Annotated in this window: 22 protein-coding genes and 1 tRNA gene; 12 read left to right on the top strand and 11 right to left on the bottom strand. The window is 51.3% G+C overall.

The features are described 5' to 3' along the window. Positions 1-31: 31 nt before the first annotated feature. The 9 genes from flgL to SYK_RS00250 form a co-directional block, all read right to left on the bottom strand. Positions 32-1,687, bottom strand: a complete 1,656-nt coding sequence (gene flgL / locus SYK_RS00290; RefSeq protein WP_281761631.1) for a flagellar hook-associated protein FlgL — start codon at positions 1,685-1,687, stop codon at positions 32-34. 15 nt (positions 1,688-1,702) lie between these two features. Further along, positions 1,703-3,841: a flagellar hook-associated protein FlgK gene (flgK, locus tag SYK_RS00285; RefSeq protein WP_281761630.1), complete on the bottom strand. Its 2,139-nt coding sequence runs from the start codon at positions 3,839-3,841 to the stop codon at positions 1,703-1,705. Further along, the gene (gene flgN / locus SYK_RS00280) at positions 3,842-4,324 is read right to left on the bottom strand and encodes a flagellar export chaperone FlgN (RefSeq protein WP_281761629.1); all 483 of its coding nucleotides are present in this window, start codon (positions 4,322-4,324) and stop codon (positions 3,842-3,844) included. Positions 4,325-4,396: 72 nt separating this feature from the next. Further along, entirely contained in the window at positions 4,397-5,170 is a 774-nt protein-coding gene (locus SYK_RS00275; protein WP_281761628.1) for a rod-binding protein, read from the bottom strand. A gap of 1 nt (position 5,171) precedes the next feature. Further along, entirely contained in the window at positions 5,172-6,329 is a 1,158-nt protein-coding gene (locus SYK_RS00270) for a flagellar basal body P-ring protein FlgI (RefSeq protein WP_431194117.1), read from the bottom strand. Between the two features lie 47 nt (positions 6,330-6,376). Beyond that, positions 6,377-7,072 carry a flagellar basal body L-ring protein FlgH gene (locus tag SYK_RS00265; protein WP_281761627.1) on the bottom strand — a complete coding sequence of 232 codons (696 nt, stop codon included), beginning with the start codon at positions 7,070-7,072 and terminating at the stop codon, positions 6,377-6,379. Between the two features lie 15 nt (positions 7,073-7,087). Next, the gene (gene flgA, locus SYK_RS00260) at positions 7,088-8,101 is read right to left on the bottom strand and encodes a flagellar basal body P-ring formation chaperone FlgA (protein ID WP_281761626.1); all 1,014 of its coding nucleotides are present in this window, start codon (positions 8,099-8,101) and stop codon (positions 7,088-7,090) included. A gap of 36 nt (positions 8,102-8,137) precedes the next feature. Beyond that, on the bottom strand, positions 8,138-8,920 hold the full coding sequence (gene flgG / locus SYK_RS00255) for a flagellar basal-body rod protein FlgG (RefSeq protein ID WP_281761625.1): 783 nt from the start codon (positions 8,918-8,920) through the stop codon (positions 8,138-8,140). A gap of 17 nt (positions 8,921-8,937) precedes the next feature. After that, complete coding sequence (locus tag SYK_RS00250; protein WP_281761624.1) at positions 8,938-9,717, bottom strand: flagellar hook-basal body protein; 780 nt, start codon at positions 9,715-9,717, stop codon at positions 8,938-8,940. Positions 9,718-9,853: 136 nt separating this feature from the next. Here SYK_RS00250 and SYK_RS00245 point away from each other — a divergent pair. From SYK_RS00245 to uxx1, 12 genes are all read left to right on the top strand, one after another. Then, a tRNA-Gly gene (locus SYK_RS00245) sits at positions 9,854-9,929 on the top strand. 116 nt (positions 9,930-10,045) lie between these two features. Continuing rightward, positions 10,046-10,504 carry a ribosome maturation factor RimP gene (gene rimP, locus SYK_RS00240; protein ID WP_281761623.1) on the top strand — a complete coding sequence of 153 codons (459 nt, stop codon included), beginning with the start codon at positions 10,046-10,048 and terminating at the stop codon, positions 10,502-10,504. A 61-nt stretch (positions 10,505-10,565) separates the two neighbouring features. Then, positions 10,566-11,987, top strand: a complete 1,422-nt coding sequence (nusA, locus tag SYK_RS00235) for a transcription termination factor NusA (protein ID WP_281761622.1) — start codon at positions 10,566-10,568, stop codon at positions 11,985-11,987. 20 nt (positions 11,988-12,007) lie between these two features. Then, the gene (locus SYK_RS00230) at positions 12,008-12,259 is read left to right on the top strand and encodes a YlxR family protein (protein ID WP_281761621.1); all 252 of its coding nucleotides are present in this window, start codon (positions 12,008-12,010) and stop codon (positions 12,257-12,259) included. Continuing rightward, positions 12,260-15,220, top strand: coding sequence for a translation initiation factor IF-2 (gene infB, locus SYK_RS00225; RefSeq protein WP_281761620.1), 2,961 nt, complete (start codon positions 12,260-12,262; stop codon positions 15,218-15,220). A 74-nt stretch (positions 15,221-15,294) separates the two neighbouring features. Continuing rightward, a complete protein-coding gene (locus SYK_RS00220; RefSeq protein ID WP_281761619.1) occupies positions 15,295-15,588 on the top strand; it encodes a DUF503 domain-containing protein in 294 nt (97 codons plus the stop codon). Positions 15,589-15,599: 11 nt separating this feature from the next. Further along, positions 15,600-15,935: a 30S ribosome-binding factor RbfA gene (gene rbfA, locus SYK_RS00215; RefSeq protein WP_281761618.1), complete on the top strand. Its 336-nt coding sequence runs from the start codon at positions 15,600-15,602 to the stop codon at positions 15,933-15,935. Then, on the top strand, positions 15,928-16,884 hold the full coding sequence (locus SYK_RS00210; protein WP_281761617.1) for a DHH family phosphoesterase: 957 nt from the start codon (positions 15,928-15,930) through the stop codon (positions 16,882-16,884). Before rbfA ends, SYK_RS00210 begins: the two co-directional genes overlap by 8 nt. Then, a complete protein-coding gene (truB, locus tag SYK_RS00205; RefSeq protein ID WP_281761616.1) occupies positions 16,885-17,826 on the top strand; it encodes a tRNA pseudouridine(55) synthase TruB in 942 nt (313 codons plus the stop codon). A gap of 62 nt (positions 17,827-17,888) precedes the next feature. Further along, positions 17,889-18,158 (top strand): 30S ribosomal protein S15, encoded by a 270-nt coding sequence (gene rpsO, locus SYK_RS00200; protein WP_281761615.1) that lies wholly within the window; start codon positions 17,889-17,891, stop codon positions 18,156-18,158. A 243-nt stretch (positions 18,159-18,401) separates the two neighbouring features. After that, positions 18,402-20,636: a polyribonucleotide nucleotidyltransferase gene (gene pnp / locus SYK_RS00195; RefSeq protein ID WP_281761614.1), complete on the top strand. Its 2,235-nt coding sequence runs from the start codon at positions 18,402-18,404 to the stop codon at positions 20,634-20,636. A gap of 212 nt (positions 20,637-20,848) precedes the next feature. Beyond that, positions 20,849-21,052 carry a UXX-star selenoprotein family 1 gene (gene uxx1, locus SYK_RS00190; protein WP_281761613.1) on the top strand — a complete coding sequence of 68 codons (204 nt, stop codon included), beginning with the start codon at positions 20,849-20,851 and terminating at the stop codon, positions 21,050-21,052. A 191-nt stretch (positions 21,053-21,243) separates the two neighbouring features. Here the strand turns inward: uxx1 and amrB are convergent, their stop codons facing one another. Continuing rightward, entirely contained in the window at positions 21,244-22,053 is an 810-nt protein-coding gene (gene amrB / locus SYK_RS00185; RefSeq protein ID WP_281761612.1) for an AmmeMemoRadiSam system protein B, read from the bottom strand. A gap of 150 nt (positions 22,054-22,203) precedes the next feature. Continuing rightward, entirely contained in the window at positions 22,204-25,458 is a 3,255-nt protein-coding gene (locus SYK_RS00180; protein ID WP_281761611.1) for a tetratricopeptide repeat protein, read from the bottom strand. Between the last annotated feature and the right edge of the window lie 61 nt (positions 25,459-25,519).

The raw sequence follows: 25,519 nt of genomic DNA, 5'->3' as shown, positions 1-25,519 counted from the left end.
ATTACGGATGCACTTTAGTAAAGTGTTTCACCTAGATAAACTTGCCCAGATTAAGCTGCATGATCATGGAGGTCGAACGCAAAACGGACTCGTACACGATCTGTTGTTGGGCCAGTTGGGTCATCAATTCCGACACATCTGCGTCCTCGATGGAACTGATCAAAGAATCTTCATTGAGTTTCAAACCATCCAGAATGCCCTTGCTCACCGTTAACCGGTTCTCTCGCCCGCCAATCTCCGCAACAGAATTCATGACCTGCTCTTGTACCTTTTTCAAATTGGCAAGAGACTGCTGACAACCGGTTTGGTTGTTGGTTTCGGCAAAAGCCACCAAATTACCCATGACTTCAAAAAGATTTTGTGAAACTTCGTCGTCGCCCTGAATGGTCAATCCCATTTTAGAACCATTGGAATCATGAAACACCCTGCCACCAGTCATGCTGGACAAAGGGACAATAGAACCATTTGATGCGAGGATATTATCAGGATCCATATAGATCCCACCAAAAATATCCTTACCCACAGAGTTTACCTGCACTTGCTCACTGGACGAGACATCCAGCTTGATGGCCGCGCTTCTAGGACGAATGACATACTGCTGTCCCGGCTCAAGAATATTTGATCCGGCGTTGCTCAATGTGAGGATTCCACCGTTTGCCACACTGAGTACAGCGTTGCTGGCCGTAGAATCAGCTGGTGCCACGTTACCGGTCACCCAATTGATACCGCCGTCCATGCTGTAAGAATATTGTATGTCCTCATCCATTGTCACGGCAGACGTATTATCAATACGAACCGTCACGTTGGCATCAAGAAATGAACCGGAAGCACTCCCCTTAATCTGATTTGAGCCCGGGCCCATGGCATCAACCTGCGGCGGCGGATCGTCATCATCACCGATGTACTGAACCGAAGGTCGTATCCACATCCAGGTCCCGTCCGAGATAGAAGGATCAGTCTGATGATTAACCTTGATCTGTGGATCATTGGCAAATGTCACACTGGTCCCACTCTGCGGCAAATTCAAAGTATTGCCTGTCATGGTTCCATCATTCTGCCAGGTATCACCACCATCGATGGAATATCGAATACCAAGGTTGGGATCAGACAGATTCATGTTGCCACCAACAGCCGTGGCGCCACTCGTATCAAAATATTGTACAAGAACCGTTGACTCGGAAGAACCATTAACCGTGAAATCGGCATTGGTGCCAAAATCCTCGTCATTGGTCGTCAGCCACATAATCTCTTTGAACGCGGAGTCATTCACCTTGTGACCCGCAAAAATTGATTTGCCTTCGAAGTCAGAGTTGGCAAGACCTATCAACTGTTCGAACAGAGACCGCATTTCGTAACTGACCTGTTCACGGTTGTTCGCGTCAACAGTACCGGTTGCCACCTGCTCGGCAAGTTCCTTGGCACGAGTCAGGATGGTGGACACCTGCATCAACGATTCATCAGCGCTCCCAAGCCAACCCTTGGCCGTGGAAATATTCTCGTTATACTGTTCCAGAGAACGCAAAGTATCACGATGATCAAGAATCCGGGTCATGCCAGTGGGGTCATCACTCGGCTTGTTAATCCGTTTCTGGGTCTGGGCCTTGACGTTCAAGTCCATCAACTCCGTCAATGACGAATTCAAGTTGAAGACATACCTGTCAAAAAGCATTTGTTGCGTTACGCGCATTCCAGCTCCCTCTCGTTACGGCTTGAGTGACAAAATCGTTTGCAGCATCTGATCAGCCGTGGAGATAAGCTTGGCAGCCGCTGTGTATGAAGCCTGGTACTTGACGAGGTCGCTCATTTCCTCATCCAGGTTCACACCTGAAACCTGCTGCTGCCGCTCATTCAAATCATTGGACAAAGTGCCAAAAAAATTCTTGTTGAATTCTGCCCTATTGGTATCAGAACCAACATTACCCACAATACCGTTGTAATAATCCAGAATGGACTGAGTGGTTGCCCCTTCATGGGCGGTGTGCATGGTCACTTGCGCTTCCCGCAATTTATACATGGACAAAGCTGTAGTGTTATCACCGGCATTCATCTCGCCAGAACCGTTGACATGCCCAGTCGCCAGATAATCAAGATCACCCGACACCTTTTCATTTATCAGCATATCCTTGGGCGTTTCGCCTTTAAGGAATGTATTGATGCCAAGGGCCGCATATAATCCAGCTGAATCAGTACCGAATGCGAAGGAGTATCCGTCTGCAGCTTCCAAACGAATCTTGTTGTTGACAATGGAGGCATTAATCCTGCCGCCATACGTGTTGTCGAAGGCCGTCACTACATCTTCCAATGTGTGAATAGCCGGGTTGAACGTACCTCCGTTGCCATCAAAATCAAGCGCTGCGGAAGAAGCCAACAATCCGGTGGATTCATCATAAACATACACGAAAGAACTGCCGGACTGGAGCTTGTCGCCAAAAGCAAGGCCAGTAGAATCACTCGCCAAAGCCTTGTCCGTGTAATCCACCCGATACGTTCCATCGAGGGTCGTGAAAGTCTGAAGGCCAGCACCCTGACTGTGCCTGCGGTTCGTTTCCCACACAACGGTCCGGGCCAGTTCGTCCAGCTTGGAACGGTACTTACCAACGTAGGTATCACGGAAAGTCAAAAGTGCCGCAATGGAACCGCCAGTCAGACGACGAGAATTTTCTTCACCGTTAAAATGCTGCTGCGGAGTGATTTCTTCCACATTGGATGTATTCTGCACCCAGTACAGCCCCTGATGCGGACTGATAATATATCGATCACCCTTCTGGAACGTTCCTGCAGGCGCACCCTTTGAATTGGTGTCGGAACCGAACCAGATCTGAAGCCCTTCCACATTAACACGACTGTCATAATCACGAGCAGCAAAATGGCGTTCACTGCCATCTTCATTGGCCAACCATGTCACACCACCATCAAGAGAAACCTTGAATTGTGCGGCATTACTCCCGCTCGATACCTGACCAGCCAAGTTGGAACCGGAACTGGAAGCCACGAATTCAATTGTATATTCGTAGTCATCATTGCCATCGAAATACACATTGCCTGCAAAAGTAGAATCGGGACGCAAATCCTCTGTCTTGACTGCGGAATTGAACTCCAAAGAGAAATGGCTTTCGCCATCGACCAGAGTCTGCCCGGCCTGGGTCAGGACTGTAAACTCTCCGCCACCATTATCGATAGTTTTGACGTCCACCAGCTTGGCCAGATCGCGAACCTTTCTAGCCCGTTCATCAAACAGGGAGTTGGCATTGTTCTGCCCCTCAATGTTGTGGACCTGAATCTCCTTGTTGAGAGAGGCAATCTCTTCCATGAGCTTATTGGCCTCGTCGACCTGGGCGGATACGTCATTATTGATGCGTTCCTGCATCAACGTGAGATCGGTATCCACCTGCTTCAAGGTAGAAATCAATGTGGCGGTATCATTCAGTACGGTCTGCCGTGCGCCATAATTATCAGGACGTTGGGAGACTTCGTTCCATGAATTGAAATATTTTGACAGGGAATCACTGACACCCGATCCACTGGATTCATTGAGCAAGTTTTCCACGGACTTGAGCTGTTCCCACAGGTTGCCCCACTTGTCTGTGAGAGAAGACTGCTGAAGATACATAGCCTCAACCATGTCATCGAAATGTCGGACGACTTCCTTGGCAACCACACCGGTTCCAAGCTGACCGGGGGAATAATCGATATACTGGCCTTCTTCCAACACGACAGACCGACGTGAATACCCTTCGGTATTGACGTTGGCGATATTCTGACCAGTAACTTGAAGCTGAGTCTGCGATGCAAACAAAGCCCACCGGCCCATGTCGAGAATGGAATTGGCACCAAAGGACATTTACATCCTCCCAGACAAAAGCCGAGCACTGCTTGGAGCCTGTGCAAAACGCCCGGAACGGGCATACGCAGAAGTATTCTTGGGCTTGATCTGATTATGCATAAAATCAAGCAAGCCCTTACTCTGATCAAACAAAGCCATGGCCATTTCATTATTCTTGGCAGCCTGAATAGCGCATTTCTGCTCTATCCCATCCAGACGCTTGATCAATTCCTGACACTTCGTTGCCATGGCCTCTTCCATACGAGGATAAAGCTCAGCGACTTTCTGAGCCTCGGGGTCAACCCCGCCAATCAATTTACGCAGGGAATACCGCTCGGCCACGATTTGCCGCATGAGTTCCTGAATGGACAACTCGATTTGAGAAACCGATTGGGGCTTGAGTTGACCAAGACGGGAAAATTCTTCCTCAAGCAAAATAAGCAAAAGCATCGTTGCCTTGTTCTGCCGGACCAAATTTTCCTCTATCAGACGGAGCTTCATACCCCTCTCCCTTACATAACTTGTTTAAATCAAAACAAATCTTAACTTTTCTTACAATCAGGAAACTTTCCTTCACCCAATTTCTGCAAGTTTCCGGCCAATATTACCATCCTGCTCATCGCGACTCTGAATTTCATAACCATCCCCAACGCTACCGGGTCTTCTGACACCACTACCGGCACTGGGCAGCCCGTCACGGATTCTGTCCGCTTCAAGACGACGGGCCAAATCATCAAGTTTGGCCTGCACTTCCATATCACTCAAAACCGGACGGGAGAACTTCCCCAACAACCCGGCTGCAATTTGCTCACTGGTCATCTGCGGATCGATACGATTCCCGCCAGCAGAACTGACGTCCTCAGTTCCACCCCAATCTTCCAGTGTCATGCCCTTCGGCTCTTGCTGCAATGCAATTCCACCGCCGTGCTTGCCCAAGGAGATAGGTTGCGGCACCAATGGCTTGATATCCACACCACCGGCCAATGTCGTCTTACTGGTCTCCTTGAGCTTCTCACTGAGCTGAGAAAAAATGACATCTGCCAAACCTATTCCACCCGCTTGGGCCATCTTTTCGGAGAATTCTTTATCAAACATGCCCATGTAGCTGTCTTCCTGCTTGGAATGCAGGTAGCCTTCCTTGGGGACAGACTGCTTCATCTGCTGCCAAAGCTTGCCAATAAACACGGCCTCAAAATTTTGACACGCTTTCTTGAGTTGCTGTTCCTTGGTGTCCACACCTTCGGAAAGCCGCTTTTTCAGACCATCCATCTCCTGCTTGAAACGAATGAGATCTTTGGTATCGGCCTGTTGGGCAGCCAGACGAGGATCAATATTACTGCTGATCATGCTAGATAACCTCCACTTCCGCATGCAATGAACCCGCTACCTTGAGGGCGCGAATAATGGATATGAGGTCACGCGGTGCCGCACCAATGGAATTCAGACCATCCACCAGTTCCTGCAATGTCGCGCCTTCCATGAGCATCAATTGATTATTCTGCTCCTGCACCTGAATATCGGTAGAAGGAGAAACCACTGTTACACCATCCGAGAACGGTCCAGGCTGACTCACTTCCTGTGTTTCGGAAACAACGATCTGCAAATTACCATGAGCCACGGCCACCTTGCTCAGACGGACATCCTGACCGAGCACGACTGTACCGGTTTTCTCATCCACGACCACACGAGCCTTGCCATCGGGTGAAATATCAAGATTTTCAAGAGAAGCCATCAAGGGAACCATATTACCCCGATACTGATCAGGCAGTTCGAGTTCGATGGTGGAAATATCCGTGGCTGAAGCAAAACCGCCGCCCATGCTGGCATTGATTTTGTTAACCACCTGCATGGTCGTGCCAAAATCACGCACAGTCAGATTCAAAGTCATGGAATGCTGATTATTGAACCGGAAGGGAACACCCCGCTCAACGATAGCACCATTAGGGATGCGTCCCACAGTCGGAATGTTCTTCTGAGCATCCGCAGCCTCTCCACCTACAGAAAAACCACCAATGGTCAAAGCTCCCTGTCCTACAGCATAGACTCGTCCATCAAGTCCCTTGAGAGGCGTCAAAAGGAGGATGCCACCCAGCAGACTCTTGGCATCACCAAGTGAAGAGACTGTAACGTCAATGGCGGAACCAGGCTTTGAAGATACCGGCATCTTGGCCGTTACCATAACCGCGGCCACATTCTTGGGCTTCAAGGTGTTAGGATCAGCCTCGACGCCCATCTTTTCCAACATGTTAGCCATGGAACGCATGGTAAAAGACGATGAGGTTCCATCACCGGTTCCGGCCAGACCGACAACCAGGCCGTACCCGACCAATTCGTTATTCCGCACGCCGCTAAAACTGGCGATATCCTTCAGACGGGCAGCCCGAGCCTCGGTCGGCACTAAAACCGATGCCCCGAACACAAGCATAATGCCAAATAGGACAACCAGAATCAGTGACCGTGTCACTTCACCGGCATTGATGGGAGTCGTTTGCTGATTCAAACTCATGACTTTCGCTCCTCAACCTCTTACTTAAATATTGTTACGCCCCTTCACTAGAAGGGGTAGATGTTATCCAAAATACGTGACAGCCAGCCGGGACGCTGCTTGTCGGCCAAGACACCCTGACCATAAATTTCAATCTGAGCCTCAGCCAAACTGGTAGACGAAATGGAATTGTCTGCCTGAATGTCCCGCTGGCGAATAAGGCCCCGAACGACGAGAAACTGCGTCTCGGCATTAACTCGGATACGTCGCGCACCTTCGACCTGCAAAAGATTACCTGGCAACCTGCGCACGATGCGGGTAGCGACCATGGCTTCAAATTCCGATTCCTGCTTGGTCTCACCATTCCCCTTGAACTCGGAAGACTGGGATGCCTGGATACTCGTACCAGCTTTGGCCCCAAGAGTTCCTGCCAACGGGATACCACCAATCAATCCAGTGGTCGGCATGGCGGTCACACCGGTATTAATGGTGTTTTCCTTGTCTGCCGTGGTTTCGGACTTCAACTTGGTGTTGGCGGTTTCGGAAACCCTCACCAAAACGATATCACCAACGCGGGTAGCACGGTTGTCGTCATAGAGAAATTCGGACCGATTTGTATCATAGAGTGAACCGGGATTAAGAGCCGGATCCTGCTCTTCATAAACCGGAGGGGTCAGGACGGGCATGGGTTGCTCCTCGTATCGGGAAGCACAACCAGCCATCAGCATGATGCCTGCCACTATAATTAGTAAATATTGCCTCATGACTCTACTCCTTGCCTATCTGACGAGCACAGTGTCATCGCTGATCACGGTCGCCAACACTGTCTTTTTGCTTTGCAAATTCCTGACCGCAACCTGCTGTCCCATTCCAGCCTCACCAAGAGCCTCGGCTTTGACGGTCAACTGCACCTTCTTGCCTCTGTACATGAGATGAACGTGCTCCCCTTTTTCAATAAGCGGAATCAACTCCAAATGAGCCAAAGTAAAAGGCTGTCCCCGACCAAGGGTACGAGCCATGCGCCATGGACCACCTGTGCCGTCCCATACATCGCGCTTGTATGCCAGATTCACCCGTTGAAACGACACTTTATCACGGGTCAACCGCTCGAATCGATTCAACGGCTGAGCCGCCACAGGTACGGCCTTCCAGACATTGGCGAAAACCACACAACTCTTCCGCAAAATGATTTTCCCGTCAGGAGTCACGCCGTGCAGCTTGATCTGATTCCGTCCGGGCTTAAGGTCATCACGCATACTGATGGACAAAGAATCATACTGGTTGGGGAAAAATATCTGCCGAGGCATTTGAAAATTCTTAAAATCAACTTCGCCGCCCAAATCCTTAGTCCTAGGCGTCAAAAAAGCGACAACACGTGCCTTGAGTTGTTCACCGCTAATAACCTGTCCCCCGGTCTGCACCGTCATCTGGCTCGGCAAAACCAGATTATTCACCAAATCGCCCATATAATGATGAAGTACTTTTTTCAGCTTGCCCCGGGATACCGTCACCGGACGCCCTGGTTTGGTGGAAGCCTTCCACAACTTGATTGTTGAAAGGGTCTTCCATTGACTCTGCGCCATATCGTTGACTGGATCAGCAATTTCACCGAGCAAAACATTCGGTCCCTCAACACAGACCGCATCACGCACCATGGCCTGCCATGCCGAACCATTGGCGGCCACGGTCAAAACAGGCAATCCCAAAACAACTCCTGCCACCAAAGTGACAAACAGCTGCCGAATGATCCCTGACCACCGTGTGTTTTTATTCTGTCTGCTCGACATACGCATGAACCATCCTTGCAACAGGTGTTACTCAACAACCCGTTAACGTTTGATATTAATGGCGGTCTGCAACATACTGTCAGATGTGGTGATAGCTTTTGAGTTAATTTCAAAGGCTCTCTGTCCCACGATCAGGCCAACCATTTCATCCACCATTTCCACATTGGATCCTTCAAGGAATCCCTGAGCGATAGTGCCGTAATTTTCGTCACCTGGAGTACCGGATACAGCCGCACCAGAAGCTTCACTTTCACGATAGAAATTACGACCTGTAGCAATCAGTCCCGCCGGGTTCTGGAAACGATAAATGTCGATATCACTCTCAGACAATGCCGTACCATCCTTATCCAGAGCGGCCATGTTGCCGTTCTCGGTAATAACGACACTGACGGTTTCCGGCGGTACGGTGAATTCAGGTTGTAACGGCCAACCACCTGCGGTAACGACACGCCCTTCATCATCCAGCTTGAAAGAGCCAGCGCGGGTATATACTTCTTCACCGTTCTGCAACACTTGGAAAAAACCGTCGCCTTCGATAGCCATATCCAAGGGGTTGCCGGTATTTTTGAAGTCGCCTTGCGTAAAAAACTTGTGCACCGTGACCGGACGCACGCCCATGCCTATCTGCATGCCGACGGGTGTTCGACCGCCTGTGGCATTTGGGGTACCCGCGATCTGGAGCGTCTGGTACATAAGGTCCTCGAACTCCGCCCGGCTCTTTTTGAACCCGGTGGTATTCACGTTGGCCAAGTTGTTTGACAACGTGTCAATGTGAGTCTGCATGGCAACCATGCCGGTGGCTGAGGTCCAAAGAGAACGCATCATAGCCGAATCCTCCTAAGTTATATGGTTGGACGTCCAACCTGAGTGATCAATTTCGTGTCAGCCTCGTTGGTAGTCTGAATCATCTTTGAATACATGGTAAAGGCGCGTTGTGTTTCGATCATGGCTACCATCTCGGTGACGACATCCACATTGCCCTTCTCAAGAAATCCCTGCTGAACGGACATCTCTTCGGGAGGAATTTCCCCGACACCGTCCGCAACGGTGTAATAATTCGCCCCAAGACGTTCGACTTGCGTCAAATCCTCAAAAGACGCGAGATCGAAGGCCCCCGCGGGATTCCCGTTAACGGAAATATTACCAGCTGAATCAACGATTACTTGCGCTCCCGGAGGGAGCGTCAAAGGCCCACCGTCCACCATAACAGTGTTGCCATCCTGTGTGCGAAGAATTCCTGTAGAGTCGGGCAGGAAATTACCGGAACGGGTATACAGGACATCACCGTTTCCACTTTGCACCTTGAAAAACCCCTCACCGGACAAAGCAAAATCAAGTTGGTTACCGGTCTTTTGAAGGCTCCCCTGAGAGAAATCGGTCTGCTGCGCAGAAAGACGCGGTTTAGCCATAACGTTGGCTTTGGGAAACATATCCTTGCCTCGAAGATGATTTTTACCATCTATAAGGTAGTCATGCGCAAAGCGAGTAAAGGTGTCATGGAAGGCCATCGTGTCTTTTTTGAAAGCCGACGTATTCACGTTCGCCAAATTATTGGCGATGGATGACATCCTCATTTCATTGGATAAAGCGCCGAATAATGCACTGTATGTACTATTTCGCATAGAGCGATCCTCCTGTTCAGCGAGGGATTTGCACTATGCATGCCAAATTGGTAGAGACTGACGACTGACGGTATTTACCAAGGGGTCAAGCTTGTTGACAACGGTTCTATATATGTATAAATAGGCTCGTTTCCAAGCGGGTGTAACTCAATTGGTAGAGTGTCAGCTTCCCAAGCTGAAAGTAGCGGGTTCGACCCCCGTCACCCGCTCCAATGCCTTTCGCAAGGCTGGTTTCTAACAACCTTGCGGGGTTCGCGCAGGTGAGCTCGGGCTCACCTTTTTTATTTGTTTTTCGCCGCTTATGCGGTTTGCATGGAGTATTGATACAATGCGTCAGACTTTCGAAGAAATGCTGTCGGACATCATCCGGCCAGAGGTGGAGAACCTCGGCTACCAGTTCTGGGGACTGTCTTCTCCTGCGTCCGGCAAAAAACGTGTTGTTCGCATATACATCGACGGCCCTGATGGCGTACATATCGACCAATGTGCTCATGTCAGCCGTCAGGTTGGTTTGATGCTCGAAGTCGAAGACGTCATTCCCGGAGCTTTCACACTGGAAGTGTCCTCGCCTGGACTGGAACGCCCATTTTTCTCGCCGGACCAAATGATCAATTATATCGGCAAAGAAATCCAAGTCACCCTGTTTGAAGCTCACGGTGACAGGCGCAAGTTCAAAGGCACACTAGCTGGAGTGAAAGACAAAACTATCACCATGAATGTCGATGACGAGATCTTGGATTTCATATGGATTTCCATCAAGAAAGCCAAACTGATACACAAATTTTAGTTGTAAGTGCACTATCCGCCGAAAGGATTCGGACCATTTCGGCACAAGCGGAGGTTAGATCATGTCGGAGCTGAAAAAAGCCATCGACCAGATAAGCAAAGACAGGGGCATTGACCGCGACCTGTTGATCGACACTCTTGAGGAGGCCGTCCGTTCTGCTGTGGCCCGCAAGTATGGCGAGACCATGGACATCGAAGTAGCCTTCAATGAAGAACTCGGCGAAATCGAGGTCTTTGAATTCAAGGTGGTTGTGGACGATGTGCACGACCCTATCAGTGAAATTTCGCTGGACGATGCCATAGACCACGACCCCAAGGCCCAGTTGGATGACGAGATGGGATTCCCTCTCAAGATCGAAGACCTTGGCCGCATTGCGGCGCAAAGCGCCAAGCAAGTCATCATCCAGCGTATGCGAGATGCTGAACAGGAAATCATTTTTGAAGAATACAGAGACCGCGTCTCCGAAATCGCCAGCGGCATCATTCAACGCCGCGACCGTACAGGTTGGATTATCAACCTCGGACGAACCGAAGCTCTGTTGCCCAAAGACGAACAAATTCCCAGAGAACGCTACAAACGCGGAGATCGCGTCCAGGCGTATATCATAGATGTATTGAAAGAATCCCGTGGCCCTCAGGTCGTCGTGTCCAGGTCCCATCCGGACTACATGATCGAACTGTTCAAGCGCGAGGTTCCCGAAGTAGCAGACAGCACCGTCAAGATCATGGGCGTATCCCGCGATCCCGGCCTACGCGCCAAGGTGGCTGTCATGTCACGCGACCGTGACGTTGATCCGGTCGGCGCCTGCGTCGGTATCCGTGGCTCCCGTATTCAGAATGTGGTGCAGGAACTCAAGGGAGAACGCATCGACATCGTTGTCTGGAGTCCGGACATCGCCATGTACGCTCAGCACGCACTGTCTCCAGCCGTCATCACCCGCATCACCGTGGACGATGAAGAGGAAGCATTGGAAGTGGTCTGTCCCGACGATCAGCTCACCTTGGCCATTGGCCGCAAAGGGCAAAACGTCAAGCTGGCCGCCAAACTTCTGGGCTGGAAGATCGACATCTTCACCGAATCCCGCTACGGCGAAATGAACGCCGCACGTAAGGGCATGGACCAAATCGCAGCTGTTGCTGAAATCGGCATGGAAAACTTCTTTGGCGCAGGCTTCGAAACTATCGAATCCATCGTCAAGGCCACTGATGAAGACCTGCTCTACATCAAAGGCATGACCGAAAGCAAAATTGGTGACATCCGTGTAGCTATCAACATGCTTGCTCCTGGTATCTTCGAAGAATTGGCTGAAGAAGAAGCAAATGCAGCCGAAGCAGAAATGACTGAAGAAGTTATGGAAGCTGAAATTGAAATTGAAGCTGACGCTGAGATTGAAGCTGACGCTGAGATTGAAGAAAACAATGCTGAAGAAGCTACAGAAACTGAAGAATCAGAAACTCCCGCCGAAGGCGAGGAGACGAAATAACACTGGGGCACGGACAACGCATGAACCACACAGGGCATAAACACGATCCTGTCAGAATGTGCGCTGTCTGTCGCGAACGGTTCTCCAAGCGAGAATTGACGCGGTACGTCTGTCCGGAAGCAACAAGCGAACCGACTGACAACGGTCCGGTACTTGATCCGGGGCACACAATGCCCGGACGCGGAATTTACGTATGCGGTCAGACCCGATGCAGGGAACTATTCCCAAAAGTAATCATGGGCCTGATGAAGAAACGCAAAAGGGGTAATTAGATGACGGCAAAGGTTCGGGTAGAAGACTTGGCTGTTGAGCTCAAACTCAGCAACAAGGAGATCATTCAGCAACTTCGTGAAATCGGCGTCCAGGCCAAAAGCCAAAAGACTGTCGTGGAAGACGAAGATGTGGACCGCCTCAAGGCGGAAATGAAGAAAGGCGGTTCCGGCAAGCGCGAAGTCCGTCGTGTGAGCGACTCTGGTGTCATTATTCGACGCAGACGCAATAAATCCAAGGCTCCCAAGGAAGAAGAAGCCGCAACCCCGATCGAGGATACGGTCGAGGAAGTGGTGGAGACTCCCGTCGAGGAAGTGGCAGAAACTCCTGTGAAGGAAGAAGCCGCACCTGTAAAGGAAGCCAAAGAACCCAAGGCAGAAAAAAAACCTGCCAAAAAGAAGGCTCCCAAAAAGGCTGCCCCCCAGGTCAAGGTGATTAAGCCTGCCGTGGAGGAAAAGCCTGAGGAGATCAAGGCCGAGGTTGTAGAAACCCCGGTTCCGGAAGCAGTGGTTGAAGAGGCCGCCCCCGAACCCGTGCCTGAAAAAACCGAAGCTGCTCCCAAAGCTGAAGCCAAGGAAGAAGCCCCCGCCGAGCCTGTAGAAAAAGCTAAGCCCGCTCAAAAAGCTGAAAAGCCAAAAAAAGCGGAAAAGAAAGCCCCTGCCGAAAAAACGGCAAAGGATGAGGTTGCGGCCAAAGCGGAACCCAAAAAGAAAAAGAAAAAGAAAAGAGAGCCAGAAGCTCCTAAAGTTAAGATCATTTCCATGCCCACCGAGGCGGAAGTCCAGGCTCGTGCGGCTGCCAAAATGGCCCAGCCTGAACGTCGTCCCGGCGGTCGTCCTGGTGGTGGTCGTCCCGGTGGAGGTCGCCCAGGTGGCGGTCGTCCTGGTGCAGGTCGTCCTGGTGCAGGTCGCCCAGGTGGCGGTCGTCCCGATAATCGTCCTGGTGGTGGTCGCCCAGCTGGCGCTCGTCCTGGTGGCGGTCGTCCCGGTACCGCACCTGCTCCGAATCCTGCACTGCCTGATGGTCGTAGCAAGAAAAAGCAGGGTAAGAAACGTCGTGTCGTAGAATTTGGTGCTGGCGGTAACGATCGTAGCAACAAAAACTTCAACGATGGCTTCCCTCAGGGACGCAAAGGCCGTAAGAAAAAAGGCCGTAAGAACCAAACTCCTCAGCACGAGCAGGTTCAGGCGCAGCCCATGAAGGCAGCAAAGCGCAAGATCAAATTCGATGAGACCATCCGTCTTGCGGATATGGCTCATCAGATGGGCATCAAGGCTCAGGACCTCATTAAGGCATTGTTCACAATGGGTGTCATGGCCACGATCAACCAATCCCTTGATCTGGACACTGCAACTCTGCTTGCAAGCGAATTCGGTTACGAAGTGGAAAACGTCTCCTTTGACGAACAGGAATTCCTTGTTCCCACCGAGGCTGATAAAGACGAAGATCTCAAACCGCGTCCCCCTGTGGTTACCATCATGGGTCACGTTGACCATGGTAAGACCTCACTGCTGGATGCCATCCGTCTGTCCCATGTGACTGACGGCGAGGCTGGCGGCATCACGCAGCATATCGGCGCATACCACGTCAATACAGCTCGCGGCGAAGTCGTATTCCTTGATACCCCCGGTCACGAAGCCTTTACCACCATGCGTATGCGTGGCGCACAAATGACGGATATCGTCATCTTGGTTGTTGCTGCCGACGATGGCGTCATGGATCAAACCCGTGAGGCCATCAGCCACTCCAAAGCGGCTGGCGTTCCCATCGTGGTTGCCGTCAACAAGATGGATAAAGAAGGCGCGAACCCCGATAACGTCAAGCGTGAATTGGCCGAACAGGGCCTCTCCCCTGAAGACTGGGGTGGTGAGACCATTTTCGCTCATGTTTCCGCAAAGAAAAAAGAAGGCCTCGACGAATTGCTCGAGATGGTCCTGCTCCAGGCAGAAGTTCTGGAACTCAAGGCCAACCCGGACAAACCCGCTCGCGGTCATATTGTCGAAGCGCGTCTGGACAAGGGCCGCGGTCCCATGGGCACCATGCTCATCTCCGAAGGTACCATCAATCAGGGCGACAGCTTTGTGTCAGGTGTCCACTTTGGTAAAGTCCGGGCCATGTTCAACGATCAAGGCAAGAAACTCAAAAGCGCCGGACCGGCCATGCCTATAGAAATCCAAGGCTTTGACGGCCTGCCCGAAGCCGGTGACGAGTTATTTGTTGTGGCAGACGAGAAAGTCGCCCGCCGCATCGCCAACTCCCGTGCCATGAAGAAACGTGAGAAGATTCTCTCCTCCAAGTCCAAGGTTACCTTGGAATCCTTCCTGGCAAGCAAGCCCAACGACGAAAGTCAGACTTTGAACCTCGTGCTCAAGGCAGACGTTCAGGGTTCATTGGAAGCCGTCACCGAAGCGCTGAACAAGCTCTCCACCGACGAAATCAAGATCGACGTCGTCCACGGCGGTGCCGGTGCCATCACTGAATCCGACATCCTTCTGGCCGGTGCGTCCGAAGCCATTATTCTCGGCTTCAACGTTCGTCCGAATCTGAAGGTCAAGGAAATTGCCGAGCACGAAGGCGTTGAAGTCCGCTTCTACGACATCATCTACAAGTTGGTGCAAGAAGTGAAAGACGCTATGAGCGGCATGCTCACACCGGACATCGAAGAAGTATACTTGGGTCAGGCGGAAGTTCGCCAGACCTTCAGCGTACCGAAGATCGGTCTCATCGCCGGTTGCTACATCCCGGACGGCAAGATCACCCGCGGCGCTCAGGTTCGCCTGCTCCGCGACGGTGTTGTCATCTACACCGGCCAGGTTTCTTCCCTGCGCCGCGAAAAGGACGATGTTCGCGAAGTTGCCAAGGGCTACGAATGCGGTATCGGCCTCGAGAAATTCAACGACATCAAAGTCGGCGATGCCATCGAAGCCTTCGAAACCAAAGAAGTCGCTCGTACCATCGACTAGCATAATCGATATAAAACTTCGGGCGGCCTATTGCATAATAGGCCGCCCGTATTTATTTATTCGGGGGGGCAAGTATGATAATAGGCATCTTACACCTCGAATTCAGATTGCACGGCAACCATTCCCTCAAAGGGAAACGCAAAGTGGCAGTGAGTCTGAAACAAAAATTGCGCAACAAGTTCAATGTCTCTGTTGCAGAGATTGAGGCCATGGACGTCCACGACAAGCTGGTACTGGGAGTTGTCACAACAGCCAACGCCACAGAACGAGTCGAAAGCCGACTTGCCAAGGCGCTCTCAATGATCGAAGCCATCTCACCGGCGGAATTGATCCGGTGCAACACTGAAATTTTTTCTGACTCTGATTAAGGATATACACAATGAAGGCATCAAGCTCTCGCAGAGCCGTCCGCATGGGCGACCAGATTATGCGCGAAGTAGGTACCCTGTTGGTGGAAGAAGCAGCCGATCCCCGGTTGCAACTGGTCACCCTGTCCGGTGTTCGGATGAACGCCAACCTGCGCATTGCCGAAATTTTCTACACCGTCTCCGGTGACGCCGACCATCGAAAGGAAGTCCAGACCGGTCTGGAAAAGGCCTCCGGTTTTTTGCGTTCCCGATTAGGCCGCAATCTCAAACTGCAATTCATCCCGGAACTCCGATTTGTCTTTGACGACTTTCTTGAGGATGTTGTCTATGGAAAACCCAGTGCATAAGATTAGCGACATCATTCGGGATCAGGACGACTTCCTGATCGCTTCGCATTACAATCCTGACGGGGATGCGATTGGTTCCCTCTGCGCTATGGGGCACATACTCACGGCACTCGGGAAAAAATTCTCGCTGTTCAACCAATCCGGTCTGCCGAAACAATATAGCTTCGCCACTCCGCCTGCCCCCATTCAGGACACCCTGCCCAAAACAATGCCCAATTGGACCATTGTTTTGGACTGCGGAGCCAAAGAACGCATGGGTAACATGTTATCCGCACGCTCCGAAGATACCAATTTCATCAATATCGATCACCATCTCGGCAATGACAAATTCGGTGTTGAAAACTGGGTTGACCACACCCAGCCTGCCGCCGGGTCCATGGTTGCCCTGCTCGCCCAAGAATTGAATGTCCCATTGACCGGTCCTCTGGCCGAAAATATTTATCTGGCTGTAGCCACCGACACCGGGTTCTTCACCTATGGCTCTACTACGCCGGAATCTCTGGAACTTGCGGCCAATATGCTTCGTGACGGACTCAATATCGCCCGCATGAATATGGACATAACCAAACAATGGTCTGAAAACAGAATGCGCTTGTGGACCGAGGCCATGAATAACGTAGAGCTGACCGACGACAAACTGGTCGCGACAACCGTTATCACAAAAGAAATGTTCAAGCGGACAGGCACTACTTCTGCGGATACTGAAAACATCATCAATTTCCTCCGCCGACTCAAAACCGTACGAGTCGCCGTCACCTTTCGAGAAGAAGACGTGAACACCTACAAATTTTCTCTGCGCTCCTATGGCGAAGACAACGTTCAGGAAGTCGCTGCCCAATTCGGTGGCGGTGGACACAAAAATGCATCCGGCGGCACCATCACAGCGCCACTCGCCCAAGCCAAAGCCATGCTTATTTCCGCTATTGGCGAATCTCTGAGGATCAAATAAATGGGTCGTAGACAAAAAAAAAGAAGCCCCGAACAACGTGATGGACTGCTGATTTTAAATAAACCATCCGGCCCTACTTCGACCGGCTGCTTGAATGATATCAAACATCAACTCAAGCAGTACAAAATTGGTCATGGCGGAACACTTGATCCCATGGCCCAAGGAGTACTTCTGGTTCTTCTCGGACACGGCACCAAGCTTGCTCCGTACCTCAGTGGCGGAACCAAAACATATTCCGGCACATTTCGACTCGGAATAACCACTGATACCCTTGATATTCAAGGGGAAGTAACCAAAGAAACACCTGTTGACGTCACTGTCGAAGACGTCAAACGCGAAATTTTATATTGGAAAGAGTTGACAGAGCAGGAAGTTCCTGCCTATTCGGCTGCCAAACACAAGGGTAAGCCGTTGTATGCCCTAGCCCGTGAGGGTAAGGAAACACCGGTCAAAATTAAGCCCATTGTTATTTCTCATGTGGAAGCGCTAGACGTTCAGATGCCTGAAGCATCATTCAGGGTCAGTTGCTCCGCCGGTACTTATATACGTTCCCTGGTCCACAGCTTGGGGACACGAATGGGGTGCGGCGCGACACTGATCAGCCTGGTCCGGGAATCGAGCGAGCCTTTCCGGCTCGATCAAGCCCTTGACCTTGAAGACGTTCTGGAAAATCCGGATTCATTTCCGGACAGAGTGACCCCTTTAAAGGACACTCTACCTCACTGGTCTCGGTATCAATTGACCGAACCGTTGGCAGGACTCGTAAAAAACGGGGCCTGGCTACCGGTCAATGATCAACCGGGCGAACTGCTGGCCGGGGAACTTGGTGATAGAGCCATGTTGCTCGACACCGACGATACTCCGCTGGCACTTGTTGAGGCAAAACTCCAGGACAATAAACCCAAGTGGTCAATTCTTCGAGGACTTTGGAACCAAGACTGAACACTTCAAGACTGAACAAACAGCAAAGTATACATCAACCCTCAAATTAGGAGGATAGCGCTGTGGTTATGACTGCTGAAGAAAAGCAAAAGATTATTGACGAGTACAAGACCTGTGAAGGTGACACCGGATCCCCCGAGGTTCAGGTTGCGCTGCTGACCGCACGCATCAAATACCTGGCCGATCACTTCAAGGCCCACAAAAAAGACCACCACTCCCGGACCGGTCTGCTCAAGATGGTTGGTCAGCGCAGAAAGCTGCTGAAATACCTGACTAACAAAGACATTCAGCGCTACCGCGACCTTATTAGTCGCCTTGGTCTGCGCAAATAGTTCTTTGAAAAATTGAGTTTACGAGGGGAGGCACCAGCCTCCCCTCATACTATGTCACTTTCTGCGACGGAGCCGTCTTTTCCGCTCCGAACCACCCTCACGCTTTAGCTTAGTTGGCTGCGGAAGGCGTTTTTGGCACTGATTTAATCAGGCACCAAAAGTCCTTTCCCAAGCCGGCTAACCCAATCCGAGGGATACGCAGGAAGTGGTTCACCTATTACCGTTATAAGGTAGGAAATCACTATGACAATGATTCCTTTTGATGCCACAAGCCTGACCGCGACGGTCGGCGGCATGGACATCACAATCGAAACCGGCAAGTATGCCCGCCAAGCCAGTGGCGCCGTGACGATTACGTCCGGCAAAACCACTGTTCTGGTCACCGCCGTGACCCAGCCCCTGGCTATTGATCGCGGCTTCTTCCCTCTCACCTGCAACTATCAAGAAATGGCGTATGCTGCTGGTCGTGTGCCAGGCAACTACTTCCGTCGTGAAGGCCGCCCGTCCGAGCGTGAGACTCTGATCTGCCGCCTCATCGACCGCCCCATCCGCCCCTTGTTTGAGAAAGGCTTCGCTGACGAAGTCCAGATCATTGCCACGGTTCTGTCCGCTGACAAACATGTCAACCCGGACGTCCTGGCCGTGACTGGTGCCTCTGCAGCCTGCCATATCTCCAAGATGCCTTTCCTTGGCCCCATTGTGGGAGCTCGCGTTGGATTCATCAACAACGAGTTTGTTCTCAACCCCTCCTACACACAGGCAGACAACGAGTCCTCCCTGAACCTCGTTTTCGCGGCCACCCGCGAAGCCATGGTCATGGTTGAAGGTGGCGGCAAGTTCGTCTCCGAAGACCTTGTTGCCGATGCTCTGGCTTGGGGCCACGAACAAGTCGCTCCGCTCTTCGACCTGCAGGATCAGCTCCGCGAAAAGGTCGGCGTTGCCAAGCTTAAAGTCGAAACACCCAAGCAGGACGAAGAACTCGTTTCCTTCCTTGGTGACTTCATCACTGATGATATTCAGGCCGCAGTGACCACTCCCGAAAAGATGGTTCGCTACGCTGCCAAAGATGCTGCCAAAGCAAAAGCCAAAGAGGCTGTCGCTGAGAAATTCCCCGAAGACGAAGCAAAACTCAAAGCTGTCAGCGGCATTGTCGGTGACATCACTAAAAAGCTCGTGCGCGATCGCATCGTCAACGAAGGTTTGCGTATCGACGGTCGTGACACCACCACCGTTCGTCCGCTCTCCATCGAGACCGGTGTACTAAGCCAGACTCACGGTTCCGTACTGTTCCGCCGCGGTGAAACTTCCGCACTGGCTGTTGCCACTCTCGGCTCCACCCGTGATGAGCAGCGTTACGACTCTCTGCTCGGCGATGCCACCAAGCGCTTCATGCTGCATTACAACTTCCCGCCGTACTGCGTCGGTGAAGCCCGTATGCTGCGTGGTACCTCCCGCCGTGAAGTCGGTCACGGTGCACTCGCAGAGCGCGCCCTGACTCCGGTTCTGCCGAACCAGGACGACTTCCCGTTCACCATCCGTGTGGTCTCCGAGATCATGGAATCCAACGGTTCCTCCTCCATGGCCTCTGTTTGCGGCGCCACTCTGTCCCTCATGGACGCTGGTGTTCCCATTTCCGAGCCGGTTGCCGGTATCGCCATGGGCCTGTGCAAAGAAGACGACAAATACTTCGTACTCACCGACATCCTCGGTGATGAAGACGCACTGGGCGATATGGACTTCAAGGTCGCCGGTACCAAGGACGGCATCACTGCCATCCAGATGGACATCAAGATCGCCGGTATCCCTCAGGAAGTACTGAAAAAGGCCCTTCATCAGGCCAAAGACGCTCGTCTGCATATCCTCGGTCACATGGGTGAAGAGCTGGCAGCTCCTCGTGAAGAGCTGTCCGAACTGGCTCCGCAGATGGCTGTCGTGCACATCGATCCCGAAAAAATTCGCTCGGTCATCGGACCCGGCGGCAAAAATATCAAAGCCATTACCGCTGAGACCGAAGCCGATATCGACATCGAAGATTCCGGTAAAATCTCCATCTTCGCCCCGACCATGGTATCCATGGAAAAGGCCAAGGAAATGGTTCTCTACTACGACCAAAAGGCCGAACCTGGTAAGAACTACCTCGGTACTGTCCGTAAAGTTCTGGAAGTCGGCGCACTCGTCGAAATCCTGCCCGGTATGGAAGGCATGTTGCACATCTCCCAGCTCGACTTCGAGCGCGTCGAACGCGTCGAAGACGTCGTCCAGCTCGGACAGGAAGTCTGGGTCAAGTGCATCTCCCTTGAGCCCGGTGGACGCATTCGTCTGTCCCGCAAGGCATGGCTGATGGAAGAAGCCGGCCAGGAAGTAAACCTGGAAGACTTCAAGCGCCCTGCACCGCGTGGCGGTGACCGCAATGGTGGTCGTCGTGACAACCGTGGTGGCGGCGGACGCCGTGACAACCGTGGTGGCGGACGTCGCTAAATCGTAGACTGACGCATTAATAACCGCCCTGTCTGGCTTTCGCTGGACAGGGCGGTTTCTTTTTTGTCTCCCCCAGCCCCCCATCCCTCTCTTTTCCTAATTTTTTTAAGTCACTTCGCGAAGTGTTATGCGAATTAAAGGATTCGTCTTTGTTTGAAAGGATAGACAGAGAGAATAGGTGGATGTAATTGTATAGGAAAGGAGATTACGCCATGACTAATATAACAATTTATGGGAAATCCACCTGACCACACACCAAGCGGGCGTTGGATGCGCACCCGGAAGCAAAATTTGTAGACGTTTTGATGAACCCGGCAGATTTGAAAGCAATGCTCAAATTGACAGACGGGATACGCAAAATCCCGGTCATAGTTCAAAATGGACAAACAACCATTGGCTATAATCGTGGCTCCTGACACGTTTAGAGTCTCGGCAGGTTGCCGAAAAAAAATAAATCCCGAAGAAACAAATTTCTTCGGGATTCTTATTTAACAACTCTCACCAACGGCGACACAGGGGTTCCAAAGGGAACTCTCCCCTTTGGCTGCCAGAAACAAAATAACCTGACAAATGCCGCTGAAAGCGGCTTCCGACACTCTTCACCAAATCAGCTCACCAAAACACCTGCATACCCCACCACCTGATCAAAATCACCCGAAACTTCCCCGGAAGTGGTATAAGCAACCAGTTCTCCTTTAGTCGCCCCCATTTCAAGAGCGGCATAAAGGCCAGTGGTCATGGGCAGGACCCCACACATAGAAATATTATTTTCTCGAACCGTATTAAACAAAACTGCCGGATCAAGTGTAACCACTGCCTCCAAGGCCATGAAATCCATCTTCTTGGCCTCATCATGTGAAATGTAATGACTCATGTCGGAACTGACCACAATAGATACAGGGCGATCAAACGTCTTAAGCGTCTGTCCAATAGCCTGTCCAACCTGTCTCAGAGAGTCGAGGGACGACGAGGAGATGGAAATCGGCACTATGGTCGTGTCAGGCTCCAAACGGTGCAGAAACGGCAATATACCCTCAAGAGAATGCTCATCCGTATGTGCAGCGATATCAGCCTTCAAATTGGCATCCGAAACCAATATCGCATTCGCTAAGTCCGAATCAAATGACACTGAGCCGCCAGGAATATTCCAATCCCCTTCATTCCACACCGAAAATAGCTCTCCGCGGCCAGTATGGTTTGGCCCAAGCAAAAGAACCGTCTGTTCCAGATTCGCCATGCCCAACGTCTTGCCACACACGGCCCCGGAAAAAACATACCCGGCATGGGGCACCATGGCCAACAACGTCCGATTTAAACTCTTATCCTTTCCCAACCCAAGAAAAGCATCCACCATGGTATACAACTTCTCAGGCTGGTCATCATAAAATCGCCCCGCAACAACTGGCTGTCTCTTCATGTCATTCACTCCTCAACGAATTGACTCTCCCCCAATACCATAAGCATTGTAGCATCACATCCGGTAACCTACCACCTGCGCAAATACACCTACGAAAAGTTTAGAAAAAGGATAAAATGGAAGTCTGAAGAAAGAAAGGGAAAGGCACCTTTACGGTACGGGTTGATATTCAGCAGCTTTTTGTTCGAGAGCATAGGTCTCAAGAGCGGACTTGGCGAGCTGTGCCTGAAGCGTATCAGGCTTCTTCTCGATAATATCACCGAGCAATTGCTTCCATTCGTCCATAGCTCCGGCCTTGCGATAAATACGAGCAAGCTTGAACCGTGTGGATGCCCATTCAGGATTATCCACTTCAATGTAACGGTCATATTCTTTGGCCCACTTGAGCGCTTCATCATATCGGCCTGACCGCTCAGTGGCATAAATGGACATCAGCACGGTATCCTTAATCTTTTCAGGATCACCGTTGGTCTGAAGTAACAAGGCCAATGCTTCTTGGGCATAGACGAATACCCGACGCAAATCCTGCCGCTGCATAGCGTCTTTGGCCATATAATACATTGCGTATGCTCGAAATGCCGGATCCACGGAAGCATCCTTGGCAAGCTCGGCCCACATGGGCATAGCTTCCTTGGCATCACCAAGATTCTGCAAAGACATGGCCCGTGCATACTCAAGTTGTTTCTGCTGAGCCGGTTTGAGCGTCCAATTCTTCTTAGCCATGGAAACGAGATCCGCAATTTTCTTCCAGTTCAACTGGTCGAGATGAATATTCACAGCAAGACCAAGGGCATCATCGGACACACCCGGAACCTGCTTTTTCTGGAGGTATGGCTCAATCAATTCCAATGCTTTCTCTGGCTGACCAATTTTCCAATAGCTGGTGGCAATGGCAATCTTGGTCTTGTCATCAACCTTGGAACCTTCCTTGCCGATAAAATCATATGTTTCCCAGTACCGGACCACACGACCATACCGCTCTTCGCCGATCATACCTGGAACGGCCAGAACAAACACGGAATCGCCAAGAACCTTGGTCTTTTCCACGAGCGGGCTGTCCGGGTAATTTTCGATAAGATCCTGAGCAGCAGTCAACGCCTCGGGATACTTTTTGTTAAATGCGTACCACATGGCCAGCTTGAGCTGAGCGATGGGTGCCAAAGGACTGTCGGGGTGCTTGGCAACAATCTCTTTATACACCCGCTGCGGGTTGAGATTGTAAGGCCTATCAAAGACATCCACCATTTCATGCATGGCCGGATCGTCGTAAATACCTTCTTCAGCCAAACGCATCTTGGCTATCAATCCACCCTCTTCTTCCGGGTAGTTGGTAACCACTTTTTCATAAATCTGCTTGGCAGGCTTCTTCAACCCAAGACGAATGTAGATATCACCAATCCGCGCCAGAACGACATCGGCACCTTCAGCGTCAGGATTGAGATTATAGTACGTGAAATAATGATTCTTGGCAGCCTGCCACTTCTTGAGTTCCATTTCCACGGAACCCGCAAGACGCAGAAACTCCATGTTTTCCATGTAGTAATCCGGCCACCTCTTGTCGATGTAATCGACGATCTGAAAAGCCTGTTCAAGAAATCCGGTTCGGTTAAGGGAGTCTGCTAAATAATAGGCAGCCTGTTTCACCAATTGATGTTCAGGGTAGGTTTGAATGAGATATTGGAACTGATCAGCGGCTTTTCTAAACTCGCCTTTCTTATAAAAATACTCGCCCCAGTAGTAGCTGATGGACGGGATATTATCGTCGTCAGGATACTTTTCCTGCAAAATTTTAAAATAGGCTCGAGCTTCCGGAAAGTTCCCAACCTGCAAATTCAATAAACCAAGATTAAGTAACGCACGAGGCACTCTATTGGAACGCAAGTTCGCGTTCATGGCCTCGATAAAAGCCTGAGCTGTCTCATCAAACTTACCAGAAAGATTATCGGAATTGAGCTGCTTCTTGATGTCGGCCACGGCATAAAGCGTTTCTTCGCGCACGTCATCCGGCACATCAGGTTGCTTTAAAATATCTTCGTACAAGGGCAGAGCTGCGGCCAATGAACCGTTAAACATCAGGGACTGCGCTTCATAGAGCTGATTCCTGATCTCTTCTTCATGTGCCTTGGCCTGCTCTTCGGGCGTTAATTCAGGCTGTTGTTCACCTTCAACACCGGGCTGAGCCTGTTCTTCTTCCACCTCAGCTACAGGTTGTTCAGCCTGTGCGGCTTCAACAGGAGCTTCCTCGACCTTTTGGATCTCAGCCTGCGAAGCTGCCAAAGTCTGCTCAACCTGAGCGGTTTCTTCCGGCGTAGGAGCCGGCGGAGGAGCGCCCTCAACAACGGTCGGTGGCGGACTCACCGCTCCACCGGCCTGTCCCTGACCAGACACTTCCACTGGGCGCACAGGTGTCGGCGGCGGAGACACTGCCCCACCAGTCTGCCCTTGACCTGACATTTCAACCGGAGGCGATGCAACTGCGCCACCAACTTGTGCTGGTTGCGAAGCCCCTGCCCCCTGTCCTTCGCCAACCACCGGGGAACGTCCTGCGGTGCCACCAGCCAATTCGGCAAATTTCACTTGCTCTGCGGTCTGATTCGCCACCTTGAAACGCAATTCATTGGATGGCGGATAAACACCAGTCTCAACTTCACGAGGAAGCGCAACAGGCTGAATCCGCTGCATTGGCTCGGCAGGAAGCGTGGCCTCGGTGGGCGTAATGGCTTGAGACTTCTCTGAGACTTGAGAGGCTGGCGCATCTGATGCGGCCACCTCGTTTCTTACGGAATACGGGACAGCAAAAAACGGTTTTTTCTCACCATTCGCATTGGGAATTGCCTGCGAAGCTTCAACCGTGGAAACTGGCGCGGAAGTTGTGGCAATCGGCTTGGGTGCAGCGGAAACCGGTTTAGGTTTTGTCACAGTTTTTGGCTCGGGCGCAAATTTCTGTGCCGGCTTAGGTGCTGGTTTTGGTGCAACTTTGGGTTTGACCCCCGCAGGTTTCCAGCGAGCTCCGATAGGATCTCGAAAAAGTTGCACCATGAATGCAGACTTGCCGGGGATGGGGAGACGGATATACCCGAACGCGTTGGTTCTGGTCTTGAGTGTCACTCCTTTGTCGGTGGTAGTGATGGATTCCACCAACTTACCGGGGAAAGACTTGGCACTTGGTTTAGCTTCCTTATCCCAGGTACCGGAAGGCAAAGAAATAGTCAGCTCTTTCGCACCGACACGTGTCACCGATGCCTTTGGTAAAGCGCCTGAATCAAATGAAAAAGTAAGTTTATCCGAATCTCCAAGGGACTGAAAATTCACGCGCAAAGCTTGAGCAGGATTGACGAGAATCAATCCGGTGATAAGGGTCGCTGTAACGGACCAAATTATTTTTTTGGCGCTTTTCACTGTCACGTCAGCCAGTTATGCAATTGTCATGCAACCCGGCCAGCCAACACTAGGCCAGGCACTCCAG

The sequence above is a fragment of the Pseudodesulfovibrio nedwellii genome, from assembly GCF_027923765.1.
Lineage (GTDB): Bacteria > Desulfobacterota > Desulfovibrionia > Desulfovibrionales > Desulfovibrionaceae > Pseudodesulfovibrio > Pseudodesulfovibrio nedwellii.
This window is presented reverse-complemented; position numbering and strand designations above follow the sequence as displayed.

Coding starts and splice junctions, on each gene's coding strand:
- flgL (WP_281761631.1), bottom strand. CDS start 1,687: ATGCGCGTAACGCAACAAATGCTTTTTGACAGGTATGTCTTCAACTTG.
- flgK (WP_281761630.1), bottom strand. CDS start 3,841: ATGTCCTTTGGTGCCAATTCCATTCTCGACATGGGCCGGTGGGCTTTG.
- flgN (WP_281761629.1), bottom strand. CDS start 4,324: ATGAAGCTCCGTCTGATAGAGGAAAATTTGGTCCGGCAGAACAAGGCA.
- SYK_RS00275 (WP_281761628.1), bottom strand. CDS start 5,170: ATGATCAGCAGTAATATTGATCCTCGTCTGGCTGCCCAACAGGCCGAT.
- SYK_RS00270 (WP_431194117.1), bottom strand. CDS start 6,329: ATGAGTTTGAATCAGCAAACGACTCCCATCAATGCCGGTGAAGTGACA.
- SYK_RS00265 (WP_281761627.1), bottom strand. CDS start 7,072: ATGAGGCAATATTTACTAATTATAGTGGCAGGCATCATGCTGATGGCT.
- flgA (WP_281761626.1), bottom strand. CDS start 8,101: ATGCGTATGTCGAGCAGACAGAATAAAAACACACGGTGGTCAGGGATC.
- flgG (WP_281761625.1), bottom strand. CDS start 8,920: ATGATGCGTTCTCTTTGGACCTCAGCCACCGGCATGGTTGCCATGCAG.
- SYK_RS00250 (WP_281761624.1), bottom strand. CDS start 9,717: ATGCGAAATAGTACATACAGTGCATTATTCGGCGCTTTATCCAATGAA.
- rimP (WP_281761623.1), top strand. CDS start 10,046: ATGCGTCAGACTTTCGAAGAAATGCTGTCGGACATCATCCGGCCAGAG.
- nusA (WP_281761622.1), top strand. CDS start 10,566: ATGTCGGAGCTGAAAAAAGCCATCGACCAGATAAGCAAAGACAGGGGC.
- SYK_RS00230 (WP_281761621.1), top strand. CDS start 12,008: ATGAACCACACAGGGCATAAACACGATCCTGTCAGAATGTGCGCTGTC.
- infB (WP_281761620.1), top strand. CDS start 12,260: ATGACGGCAAAGGTTCGGGTAGAAGACTTGGCTGTTGAGCTCAAACTC.
- SYK_RS00220 (WP_281761619.1), top strand. CDS start 15,295: ATGATAATAGGCATCTTACACCTCGAATTCAGATTGCACGGCAACCAT.
- rbfA (WP_281761618.1), top strand. CDS start 15,600: ATGAAGGCATCAAGCTCTCGCAGAGCCGTCCGCATGGGCGACCAGATT.
- truB (WP_281761616.1), top strand. CDS start 16,885: ATGGGTCGTAGACAAAAAAAAAGAAGCCCCGAACAACGTGATGGACTG.
- pnp (WP_281761614.1), top strand. CDS start 18,402: ATGACAATGATTCCTTTTGATGCCACAAGCCTGACCGCGACGGTCGGC.
- amrB (WP_281761612.1), bottom strand. CDS start 22,053: ATGAAGAGACAGCCAGTTGTTGCGGGGCGATTTTATGATGACCAGCCT.